This is a genomic window from Vibrio ouci, assembly GCF_004551525.1.
Taxonomy (GTDB): Bacteria; Pseudomonadota; Gammaproteobacteria; order Enterobacterales; family Vibrionaceae; genus Vibrio; species Vibrio ouci.
Genome location: NZ_SATR01000012.1, coordinates 51,215 through 63,511 on the forward strand (window position 1 = coordinate 51,215; position 12,297 = coordinate 63,511).

The following is a 12,297-nucleotide window of genomic DNA, read 5'->3' on the forward strand; positions in this document are numbered from 1 at the left end:
GCAAACGTTTATATTCAATAAAATCAGTCACTTGATTGCGTGGTTGATTTTTGTTCAATCGAAGATCGCATGAAATTAACAAATGTGATTTGCATCTCATTTTTGATTCTATACACTCCGTCGCCACTCTTGTTCCCCCTTTTGTCGGATTCATTTTATGAACTCAATTCTTGGTATTGTGGCCATCCTGTTTGTTGCATGGCTGCTGTCGACTAACCGTAAAAGCATCAACCTAAAAACGGTATCTTTAGCATTTGCTTTGCAGATCTCTTTTGCACTGCTTGTTCTATATGTACCAGCAGGTAAAGAAGTGCTGAACAGTGTGACTGGCGCTGTATCTAACTTGATCAACTATGGCCAAGAAGGTATTGCATTTCTGTTTGGTGGCCTAGCGACTGGCGGCTTTACCTTCGCGATCAATGTGTTAGGTATCATCATCTTCTTCTCTGCACTGATTTCAGGTTTGTATCATATTGGTTTAATGCCAAAGGTGATCAATGTGATCGGTGGTGGTTTGCAAAGGCTACTAGGCATTGGCCGCGCAGAGTCACTGTCTGCAACTGCGAATATTTTCGTTGGTATGATTGAAGCGCCATTGGTTGTAAAGCCATACCTAAAACACATGACGGACTCTCAGTTCTTTGCTGTGATGGTAGGCGGTCTTGCTTCTGTAGCTGGTGGCACGCTGGTGGGTTACGCGTCGTTGGGTGTTGACCTTAACTTCCTAATTGCCGCGGCATTTATGTCGGCGCCAGCTGGCCTGTTGATGGCGAAAATCATGGTGCCAGAAACCGAAGAGATTGACACAACTACTGAGCTAGATAACGTTGAAATGCCACGTGCAACCAACGTAGTTGAAGCGATGGCTGATGGTGCAATGTCTGGTCTGCGTATTGCCGTAGCGGTAGGCGCAACACTGCTAGCGTTTATCAGTGTGATTGCGATGCTAAACGGCATGCTCGGTTGGCTAGGTAGTCTAATGGGGATGGAGCTGAGCTTTGAGCTTATCCTAGGTTACCTTTTTGCTCCTGTTGCATGGCTACTGGGTATCCCTTGGTCTGAAGCGATTACTGCGGGTTCTCTGATTGGTAACAAGATCGTTGTGAATGAATTTGTTGCCTTCATTCAATTGATGGATGTGAAAGCTCAGCTAAGCACTCACTCGCAAGCGATTGTTACTTTTGCACTGTGTGGTTTCGCTAACATCTCCACTATGGCTATGCTGATTGGCGGTCTAGGTAGCGTTGTTCCTGAAAAGCGCCCATTCATCTCTAAATATGGCTTCCGCGCTATTGCAGCAGGTGTTATGGCGAACCTGATGAGCGCATCTATTGCTGGTGTAATCCTTAGTCTGTAAGAATTCTCAAACTGTCACTCCATAGAGCGACGAAGGAGAGAGTAGGGAATCTCATAAAGTAAAAGGCTCGCTTTAAGGGATCCCCAATTCATTCGTTCCTCATTCTTGAGGATGACAGTGCGTTTACTGAAAACTAAAAAGGGTTGATGTCTTTAAACATCAACCTTTTTTATTGGTGCGAAGCGTTGTGAGTTCTACTTGTTAGTATGGAACTGCTCACAAGCTAGCATAGTGTTTTCAATCAAGCTCGCGACTGTCATTGGGCCTACACCGCCCGGTACAGGAGTAATGAAGCTTGCGTTCTCTTTTGCTACTTCGTAGTCCACATCACCGACCAGCTTGCCTGACTCTAAGCGGTTAATACCTACATCGACTACAACTGCGCCTTTCTTAATCCAGTTACCTGGAATAAAGTTTGGTTTACCAACCGCGACAACCACAAGGTCTGCTTGGCGTACGTGGCCTTCTAGATCTTTAGTAAAGCGGTGGCACGTTGTGGTTGTACAACCAGCTAGCAGAAGCTCAAGTGTCATAGGGCGACCAACAATGTTAGAAGCGCCAACGACCACTGCGTGTTTACCACGAAGGTCAATGTTGTAACGATCAAGTAGTGTGATAATACCCTTTGGCGTGCATGAACGTAGCTTTGGAATACGCTGCGCTAGGCGGCCAACGTTGTATGGGTGGAAACCATCAACGTCTTTTTCTGGGTGGATACGCTCTAGTACGTGTGTTGCATCGATGCCCGCAGGAAGCGGTAACTGAACTAAAATACCGTCAATTTCATCATCGTTATTGAGTTCATCAATAAGAGCAAGCAGCGTCTCTTCTGTTGTGTCCGCTGGAAGATCAAATGACTTTGAAATAAAGCCCACTTCCTCACAAGCGCGTCGCTTACTTCCTACATACACCTGAGATGCAGGGTCTTCACCAACTAAAACAACCGCAAGTCCCGGAGCGCGAAGTCCCGCTTCTTTACGAGCTTTAACGCGTGCTGCTACTTCTGAACGAACGGTTTGGGAAATAAGAGTTCCGTCAATATTTTGAGCTGTCATGACATACCTTAAGAATTTATAGCGACTTATTTGCAGCGCATTGTCGCAAATTATTTGACGAACATCTATAAGCAAACGTTTGCTTTGTGGTGTTTTTAATCAAAATAGAGTTCTGTGACCTTTTTTTAGTCAATCAGATCATAATGTTAAACAAAGCCCTTGTTTTAACGGCTCATCCTCGTATAATCCTGTCCCTGTAGCGCGCCCTTAGCTCAGCTGGATAGAGCACGTCCCTTCTAAGGATGTGGTCATAGGTTCGAATCCTATAGGGCGTGCCATTTTTTTAGAAAGCCCCGGTAACTCTTAGAGTTGCCGGGGTTTTTGCTTTTCTGCTGCTCTCCCGAGCATTCCATTTAGCTTGCCCCTGTCTGTTTTATGAACAAAATGGTCGCGTTTTCTTTATGTCTTTCTTTTTAGTATTCTCAGTGTGAATTTTTTCAGGGTCGTGAAATTGATTTTAACTATATGAATATAAAGGAATAGTTATCTTTTTATATTGATTGATTTGTAAACTCCTTCTCTCTTGTGTATCTAGAACATCGAACAGATAAGGCTGTTGGCGATTGGCTTTCACCTTGTCTCACTCTTAGAGAAGGCGATAGATACAAATAGATGGCTGGCAATTTAGATTTAAGAAATAAGCGAATATTGATCGTTGAAGAAAACAGCATGCTTTCTTCGTCAATTAAAAACATGCTGAAAAAAATGGGTGGCGCAGAGGACAAAGTGCATAAGGCACAAAACGTCGTTACCTACCGACAGTTGATTAACCAATATTCGTTTGACGTGATCATTTGCTCATACATGAGCCAGAAACGTGTCGTGGGCGCTAAGTATTTCTTCCTCTATCAGCAAAGCCGATCATTTTCGCGTGATTGCTCGTTTGTCATGATCGCTAACAGCAGTGATGAAGCGCAGCTCAAAGAAGTGCAGGAGCTTGAACCTGACAACATTCTTGGTCATCCCTTCAACTATATTCAGCTTAAGCAGACCGTGTCAGTCAGTTTGCTGAAACGCGATATTCTGACTGCGGTGCATAAACATCTGGTCTTGGGTTACTTTGAGAGCGTGATGAATATTTGCGATGCTCAATTAAAGCGTAAAGGGGAGAAATGGTTCGGCTGTCATAAAGTCGTGGTTGATTACTATGCCGAGCAAAACAATTACGGTGCTGCGTTTGAAGTTTTAGAACGTCTTCATCAGCAAGTTAAGCACCCTTGGCCCTTGATAAAGCAAATCACCCTTCACCTTCAGATAGGAAATGATGATAAAGCGCTGGCTTTGGCTCATGAGTATGAGCTATTAGGCTACCCTGAAGATCCTATCGTCTCACAGATTACGGCATACCAATCGCTGCTTGATAGCAATGTGGAGCGTGCGGTCACTGTGATGAGCAATTTATGTCAGCGTTTCCCTCATAGGGTAGAACTTACGATTAACTGCTCAATGCTTCATGTAGGAGTAGGAGAGTATCATAAAGCGCTGTGCTGCCTTGCGAAGGCTGACGACGACGCGATTGTGAGTGATGCTCAGCGGATTGAAATTGAAGAGCTGCGACTGTTTCTCGATCTTATCATTGCTTTTCAAATAAAAGGCAAGCTGAACCCTGCTAGCTTGAAAGCGACGCTCAATCAGATCCTCGTGCTTGCACAGCCATCGGTCATTGATTCACGTAAGGTGACGAAAGGGCTTTATCAGCTGTTGCTGCAGATGAACAGTTGTAACCCAGTATACTCTCCAAAACGCCTCGATGTTTTGTATGCACAGACACATTGGCAACATCGTAAATTAATCCTTATTGCGGTTGCGCTGCACATTGGATGTTTGGGTTTAGTTCAGCAATGGGTGCCAGGGTTGCAGCAACAAAATGTCTCAAAGAAGAGTCTAGCAGCGGCGGTTAATGGGTTGATCTTAAAACGGGTTGATGCACGTCTTGCGAGTAAGTTGGATGCGATAAAGATTGCGCGTGCTAAGGAGTCATCTGGCAGTATGGTGGATTCATTGGCGATCAAAGCGAAAGAAGCGCCATATTATATTAATCACCATTCGCATTTTATTAATGCAATGCTTAAATATAACGTTGCGGACCACCCAGACCGTCAGTCTCTTGAACAGCAGTTTACGGCTAGCATTGATATTGTTATCGCGAACTTAATGAAACAGGACCCAATGCACCCTAAGGTCAATAAAATCCTCCAAGCGAAGCAGATAGTGGAACAACGATTGGCGAGTTTTGCATAAATTAATTATAGATTTGAGCTCTAGATAGCAGAGTTAGTGAATATGCGGTTGCTTGATGGCTGTACTTAAAGGCTGCTTTTCGGTAGCATGTCGTTCCCCGATCGAATGTGATTTGACCAAGTTCTTACCGAGTACCCATCTTTAGTAAATATGCGCAGTATCCATACTAAAATTAAACCTGAGTTTGAACCTCTACTGGCTGAACTCGCTCTTCATGCTTTGCTCCATTTGCGCACCAATCATACTGGTAAAGTACTGTCGAGAAAGTCTCGCTCAGATGTTAACGATATCCTGTCTGCTTGGTTAAACAAGGCAGCCAACAGTAAAAAATACAAGCCATTTAAGAAGAAAGTGCGTTCGCTGGTGAGTCACGCTCGAGCGCAGAGCTTAGACATTGAGTCAATGCTGGACAATCTTCTCACACCTGTTGAAGGTGATGAGCTGCCGCATTTGGACAGTTTTTTACTCTTGGTCAATATGCTTGAAAAAGAGTTAAACACGACCGTCTTGGTATCAAGCCCAGAAAAAGTCGATTTGCAGCATAACAGCAAAGGGTGTTTATTGTGTGTCTTGTCGCAAGACTTAAACGCGCACTTTAACAACCGTAATCGTCTTGTTGCCGATATTTCGATGCTATTTCGCGGCACGCACGGTGAAAGGCATAGTTTCTTACGCACAATTTACTCTTCTTCGCTTTTTGATCACAAGGTTGAATTTGAAGATGGCGATTTTGTTCGAATCTCACTGGGTCTGCGAAAATAACGTGATTCAGCAGAAATAAAAAAAGTGGCGCAAGGCCACTTTTTTCGTTTTAGGAGAGTTTGAACTCTTGCAGTTGTTGGTTGACCTCTGATACTTCCACTCGGTAGCTCGATACAATGTCATTCATTGTGTTCGCTAGCTGCCCAGTTGTCTGGGCGATTTCCGCCAACACATCGACATCTTTATCTACCGCTTCACTGGCTTTCGACTGCTCAACAGTCGAGTTAGCAATACTGGTAATGTGCAGGTTTACCGTCTCAATCAAACTTTCTAGCTGAGTAATGCTGCTATTGACGTCAGAGACTGAGCTAAAGGTTGCGTCGGTCGCTTCGCGGCTCTTATTCATGTTGCTGACAGCCGTTTGAGTATTGTTGGTGATGTTAGTCAGCAGTTGAGAGATGTCTTCTGTCGCTTCTTTACTTCTTTGTGCCAAATCCCTGACTTCAGAAGAAACGACGGCAAAGCCTCGGCCATGCTCGCCCGCGCGGGCCGCTTCAATAGCCGCGTTTAGTGCGAGTAGGTTGGTCTGCTCTGAAATACCGTTAATCGTCTCAACGATTTTGCTGACACTTTGCGCATCCGTTTCTAGCTGCAACATGCACGACTGCGTTTGTTCGATTTGAGACACCAAGGCTTCAACCATGTGGTAAGACTCTTGGCTTTGTTGTTGGCAAGTCATTACTTTATTCGTCATTTGCTCGGTCTCTTCTAGCGAACGTTCTGACGAAGATGCTATTTCCAAACTGGATTGCGAAAGCTCGGTCATTGCAGCAGCAATATTGCCACATTTAGCGGCGGTTGCTTGGCTACTTGCACCTAAATCTGTGGCGCCTTGTACCATCTGCTCAAGTCTATGGTTGCTGTGTTGATTACTTTCCGTGACGTTGAGCAAAAGATTCTTAATGCTGGTAATGAGTCCATTTACGCTACGCGAAATCTGAGAAAGCTCATTTTTACCATCTGATTGGAGTACCACACTGAGATTGTTGGTTTCTGACATGTGCGAAAGGTTAGTGGTTAAGTCACCCACGCGGCGTTTTAGAGTGCGTAATGACGCCACTAGTACTGAAATCAGCACCAAGCCTGCACAAAGCATTGTCGCCAGCAAAGTACTCATTTGCCACGTTGCCGCGCTAGCTTGGCTAGTCGCGATTTCCGTCATGTCGGCTTGTAGGCGATTACGAATTTGATTGACCAGCTTGATACGTTCCGTTGCTGCACTAAACCAAGCTAAAGGAGAAGGGCCTTGTAAATGAGCTAGAGTGTCTTTTTGCGCTAGGTAACTTTGCTGAATTTCCTCAACTTGTTGCCAAGTCGCATTGCCTTTGGCAGCGTTTAGCTGATTGATATACGCTTGTGGCATCGTCAGTAGAGTCATTCTTTCACTGTAGTCACCTGATGCGAGGTATTGCTGGATAGCCGCATATTGCGCTGGCGACGATTGTTTTCTTGCGAAAGCCCCGTTTAACGCACCACGAACTTGGCCGGCTCGCTCTTTAATAACCATGATGGCGGTGAGTGAGTTGCCAAGGCGGGTTATTTCTTGGTTGTTTACCGCTGAGATTAAAATCGATGAGTTATCAATCGCTAGCTGATTCAGATTGGAATAATAGCCAAATGGTGAAATCGTCGGAGATAATGTATCTACTTGGGCGCGAACATCCGATAACTTGGCCAGCTGCGTCAGCAAATCTTGCTTGAGTTGATTAGTTAAACTTGCCGCAATGTATTCAGGGTTGAACGCTTTAAATGCACGGATATGTTGATCGGCTTTTTGGCGCTGTTCAGAGAGTTTACTCACTTGCTCTGGCGAACCTTTACTGCCTAATACGCCTGCAGTTAAACCACGCTCTACTGCTAGGTTGTGCGCAAGGTTATCGTACAGTAACGTCAGTTGGATAATTTCTTGATCTTTATGGGCTTGATCGACCGTTGTTTTTTGACTGAGAAAAAGCTCTACAGACAAGAATACGGCAATGAGTAGCGGAACCCCTGCGAGGGCAGTAACAATGTGGTGTATCGAAAAGCGCTTCATCAATGAATGCATACCTAGTCTCCTGACAAAGTTGTTATATTTTTATATATGCAACTATAGACGAAACGGATATTTTTTAGAGTGACCAAACACCAATAGTTATTGATAACCCTATTATAAGTATTGAATTGTGCGGAAAATAATCTTTAGCTGTTCGACAATTATCATCAAAAATAGGCTAAGGTATTGATAGATAAAGGCTGGCGTTAATTTATAAAATAGACGTATGCTGGCTTCATAATATTGGCTTTTTTCATGGTTTGTATATGTCCACAACTGTCACACTCTCTCAGCGTTATGCTTCTCTGCCGCAATGCTTTTACACGTTCGTTAAACCACAGCCGTTAGACGATTCCCGTTGGGTCGCTTGGAACGAGGCGTTGGCGATTCAGTTTGGACTGCCACAGTCGGCTCCAACTGGCGAACTTAAAGCTTTACTAAGCGGCGAACAGTGTGATGAAAGTAGACCGCCACTTGCCATGAAGTATGCCGGGCATCAATTTGGAACGTATAACCCAGAGCTAGGTGATGGACGGGGCTTGTTACTCGGTGAAATGACCGCCCAAAACGGTCAAGTATACGATCTGCATATTAAGGGCGCAGGATTAACCCCCTATTCGCGTATGGGAGATGGCCGAGCAGTACTGAGATCAACCATTCGCGAGTACCTATGCAGTGAGGCGATGGCGGGACTAGGTATACCTACCACTCGAGCGCTTGGAATGCTGGTGAGTGACACGCCAGTGTATCGCGAGAAAATGGAGCAGGGCGCTTTGTTACTTCGAGTGGCAACTACTCACATTCGTTTTGGTCATTTTGAGCATTTCTTTTACACCAATCAACTTAGCGAACTAAAGCTATTGGCCGATAAAGCCATTGAGTGGTATTGGCCAGAGTGCCTAGAGCACGATAAACCTTATGCGGTGATGTTTAATAATATCGTCGAGCGTACCGCAGAGATGATTGCGCTGTGGCAGGCTTATGGTTTTGCGCACGGTGTGATGAACACCGATAATATGTCGATTGTCGGCGAAACCTTTGATTATGGGCCGTTTGGCTTTTTGGATGATTATGAGCCTGGCTATATTTGTAACCACTCTGATTATCAAGGCCGCTATGCTTTCGATCAGCAACCAAGAATTGGGCTGTGGAACTTATCTGCATTGGCGCATAGCTTATCGCCGTTAGTTGCGCGAGAAGACCTAGAGAGATCATTATCTGGCTATGAAACAAAACTTGGCCAACACTTTAGCCGCTTAATGCGCGATAAGTTGGGTCTGCAAAGCAAGCATGAGGGAGATTCTCAGTTGTTCGCTTCGATGTTCGAATTGCTGCATCAAAACCGAGTCGATTACACCCGCTTCATGCGCACGTTATCCTGCCTTGACCGGAGTGATATTAGTGAGGTATACGATCTCTTTATTGACCGAGAGGCCGCGAAGTTGTGGCTAGCGAACTATTTGCAGCGCTGCGAGGCAGAAAGGGATGAGCAAGGCCAACAAATTAGTGATGCACAGCGCTGCGTACAGATGCGTAAAGCGAACCCTAAATACATCCTGCGTAATTATCTTGCTCAATTAGCGATTGATAAAGCTGAGCAGGGGGACTTTTCCGAGGTTTATCAATTAGCGCAGCTATTACGTCAACCCTATGCAGAGCAGCCAGAGATGGAAGTGTATGCCAACTTACCTCCAGACTGGGGTAAGAAAATGGAAATCAGCTGTTCCTCTTAGTCCGACGGACTCCACACTTGGAGTTTCTCTTTGAGCAAGGTGCGATTTAATGGCTTGGTTAGAAAGTCGTTCATGCCTGCGTCTTTGCAGGCTTTGCGATCACTTTCCATTGCATTGGCTGTCATCGCAATAATCGGGATATTTCTTACTTCGTTCCCCCCCTCTCCGTTGCGAATTCGGTGGGTGGCTTCGTAGCCATCCATTTCGGGCATTTGGCAATCCATCAATATCATATCGAATGACTGTGAACCTGAAAGCGCATCGAGTGCTTCTTTACCATTATTGGCAATCGTGCTGTTGAGCCCCATCTTGTGTAAAACGCCGGTGATGACCATTTGGTTGACACGATTATCCTCGACAACCAGCAGCTTTAAGCCGCTTTTCAATTCGGGTTCTGGCTGTGGGGCGGGCTCTAACGCAGATAAATAGTTGTGGGTGACCAATTGCTCCCCAGGTGAGAAATCAGGGCTGGCAATGACCTTTAGCGCGTTAAGTAAATCTTGAGTAGTTGCCGGCTTAACGAAGTAGCCGCTGAAGCCATAAGTCTGAAACGCATTTTGCTGAGAGATAGCTTCGATATAGGTCATCATGATGAGTTTGATCGATTGAGTCTTTGGATTGGCTTTCAGATTTTGGCTCAACTCGAGCCCACTTACATCGGGCATCTGCATATCTAATAGAGCAATATCAAACATCGGGAATTGCTCGTCATTGCGGCGTTGGCAAAGTTCAAGGGCTTCTTTCGCACTAGAAGCAGCAATGACTTTTGCGCCCCAGTGTTGTAACTGTCGCGTAATGGCTTCGCGGTTAATCGCATTATCATCAACAACCAAGATATTGAGCAATGACACGTCGACAGATGGAATGACTTTTGTCGATTGGTCCGATTTACCGACCAGAATATGAAATGAAAACTCGCTCCCTTTGCCCGTTTCACTATTGACCGTAACACGGCCTCCCATGGCATGGCATAGGCGCTTAACAATCGCTAGCCCTAAACCAGTACCGCCATAGCGACGTGTGGTAGACGCGTCAACTTGACTGAATTTATCAAACAGGGAATTGAGTCTATCTTGGGGTATGCCGATACCTGAATCTCTCACCGAAGCTATGAGCTGCCAGTTGTCCCCATCGTGCTCTTCCAAGCGTGCGCTAATCACCACTTCGCCCTGTTCTGTAAACTTCAACGCATTGCTGACTAAGTTAGAGAAAATCTGCCTAATTCGAGTACTGTCGGCAAGAATCATTGAGTGTTCAACTTGGACCATATCTAGAATGATCTCGACATTCGGGTTGGTTAAGCTCGCCGCCATCTGTTCAGAGAAATCACCGAGCATATGCCTTAAATTAAAGTGTTGGCGCTCAAGCTCAAGCTTGTCGGCATCGATTTTGGAGAAGTCCAAAATATCGTTGAGTAATGCCAAAAGGGAGAGGGCACTAGTATGAGCAAGGTAAGCTTGATGTGATTGAGAGGTGTTAAGATTGTTCTCTAATAGCAGGTCGAGCATACCAATGATGCCATTCATCGGTGTGCGGATCTCGTGACTCATCACAGCCAAGAATTCGCTTTTTGACTTCGCTGCTTCTTCGGCTTCTTCTTTGGCCGCGATCAACGCTTGCTCTCCATCCTTCTGCTTGGAAATATCTTTGATTACACCAGAAAATATCACGCCGTCATTGGTTTCGACCTTGGCAATGGATAAAAGGATTGGGAACTGCTCGCCTTCTTTATTTACCGCTTGAAACTCTCTGCCAAGACGGCCTTCCTTGTCTTTAACACCAATGATTTTGCTGCGTCCTGTCGCATTATGTTGGTCGATAAAGGTTTGGTGCATGGAGGCGTACTTTTTAGGCATTAAGTTTTCTACAGGCATGCCAATCGCATCGTGCTCTAAATAGCCAAACATTCTCTGGGCAGCTTGGTTAAAGCTAAGGATCTTGCCTCTTTGATCAATGGTGACGATGCCGTCAGCAGCGGTATCCAAGATGGCCTCAAGTTTTTGACTAAGCAGTATTTGGCTTTCTTCGGATACTTGTTTTAGCTTCATCTCCTCATCAAGTCTCTTTATCGAGATGGTGTTGGTATGGATACGTTGCAGTAAGTGGTTAATCGTTGAGGCGATAGTATTTGCTTCTGGGCTAGCAAAATTAGGCAGTCTCTGTTCTGGCCGATTAGAGCTGATTTTACGAATACGTGAGTCGAGTTGATTGAGGGGCTGAACGATCAGAGCCCGTAAAGAAATCCATAACGCCAAAGTTAATATGACTGCCGAAAGGGAAAAAATGAACAACATCATTTGCTTGATGGCACTGAGACTACTGAGTGCTTCTTCCTCATCGAATGTGACGGATAGCAGGTAGTTAACTTGATCAAAGAACATATCCTTTTCAGCACTTATTGGCATTGCTGGTGGCGTTGCATTACCAACGGTGATGGGCGCAATATTACTCAATTCGTCAGATAGCTTGATTTGAGTGACAGGATAGAAGGCGTGCTCAAGACGCAGCAGCGTAGCATCGAGTAAATCCTTCATACTGGTTTGCCAGTCAAATGAGATTAGAGTCCAGCCGATCACTTGCTCGCGGAATAATATTGGGCTGACAACCCACTGAGAAATTGCCTCCTTGTCTACAAGGAAAGGGTCAATGCCTGGCGTGCTGATGACGGTATTACGGATAAACAAAGGACTAAACATACTGCGGGTAAGCAATTTTTCGTATAGCCATTGCTCACCATAGAACTTATCTTTTTGGTAATTGATGGTGGAGGTTGAAAAAACATGACCGTCATAGTCGACGATAAAGATGTAATTGACGAACTGACTGTTTTTTATCGAATCATTCAACTCCTGAGCAACACCTCGATTGATGCCGAGATCAAGTGCTTTGATGACTCTACGATTCTGACTGTTGAGGTTGGCAATTGACGTCACTTTTTGGTTATAGCCATCAATAATGCCTTCTGCGAGCTCTAGTGACCCATTAAGATTTTGGTGAGCGTTATAGCGAATGGTCCGTTCTGAGAAACTAGCAATGTAATAACCCGCGCCAAGGAAAATACAGACGATAAGCAGGGTAACGATGGCCAGAATTTTCTGCGTTAAGCCCATAATT

At 45.1% G+C, this 12,297-nt stretch carries 7 protein-coding genes and 1 tRNA gene; 5 read left to right on the forward strand and 3 right to left on the reverse strand.

All coding sequences use genetic code 11. The features are described 5' to 3' along the window. Window positions 1–157: 157 nt before the first annotated feature. Window positions 158–1,357 carry a NupC/NupG family nucleoside CNT transporter gene (locus ELS82_RS09800; RefSeq protein WP_134835322.1) on the forward strand — a complete coding sequence of 400 codons (1,200 nt, stop codon included), beginning with the start codon at window positions 158–160 and terminating at the stop codon, window positions 1,355–1,357. A 194-nt stretch (window positions 1,358–1,551) separates the two neighbouring features. Here ELS82_RS09800 and folD read toward each other — a convergent pair whose 3' ends face one another. Further along, window positions 1,552–2,412 (reverse strand): bifunctional methylenetetrahydrofolate dehydrogenase/methenyltetrahydrofolate cyclohydrolase FolD, encoded by an 861-nt coding sequence (gene folD, locus ELS82_RS09805; protein ID WP_134835323.1) that lies wholly within the window; start codon window positions 2,410–2,412, stop codon window positions 1,552–1,554. A gap of 201 nt (window positions 2,413–2,613) precedes the next feature. Between folD and ELS82_RS09810 the strand changes: the two genes are divergently transcribed. From ELS82_RS09810 to ELS82_RS09820, 3 genes are all read left to right on the forward strand, one after another. Further along, a tRNA-Arg gene (locus tag ELS82_RS09810) sits at window positions 2,614–2,690 on the forward strand. A gap of 334 nt (window positions 2,691–3,024) precedes the next feature. Beyond that, window positions 3,025–4,653, forward strand: a complete 1,629-nt coding sequence (locus tag ELS82_RS09815) for a response regulator (protein ID WP_134835324.1) — start codon at window positions 3,025–3,027, stop codon at window positions 4,651–4,653. Window positions 4,654–4,803: 150 nt separating this feature from the next. Beyond that, window positions 4,804–5,415 (forward strand): DUF2913 family protein, encoded by a 612-nt coding sequence (locus ELS82_RS09820; protein ID WP_134835325.1) that lies wholly within the window; start codon window positions 4,804–4,806, stop codon window positions 5,413–5,415. A 49-nt stretch (window positions 5,416–5,464) separates the two neighbouring features. Here ELS82_RS09820 and ELS82_RS09825 read toward each other — a convergent pair whose 3' ends face one another. Continuing rightward, window positions 5,465–7,462 carry a methyl-accepting chemotaxis protein gene (locus ELS82_RS09825; RefSeq protein ID WP_134835326.1) on the reverse strand — a complete coding sequence of 666 codons (1,998 nt, stop codon included), beginning with the start codon at window positions 7,460–7,462 and terminating at the stop codon, window positions 5,465–5,467. 254 nt (window positions 7,463–7,716) lie between these two features. Between ELS82_RS09825 and ELS82_RS09830 the strand changes: the two genes are divergently transcribed. After that, entirely contained in the window at window positions 7,717–9,183 is a 1,467-nt protein-coding gene (locus ELS82_RS09830; RefSeq protein WP_134835327.1) for a protein adenylyltransferase SelO, read from the forward strand. Here the strand turns inward: ELS82_RS09830 and ELS82_RS09835 are convergent. Then, complete coding sequence (locus ELS82_RS09835) at window positions 9,180–12,293, reverse strand: response regulator (protein ID WP_134835328.1); 3,114 nt, start codon at window positions 12,291–12,293, stop codon at window positions 9,180–9,182. The genes ELS82_RS09830 and ELS82_RS09835 overlap by 4 nt on opposite strands. Between the last annotated feature and the right edge of the window lie 4 nt (window positions 12,294–12,297).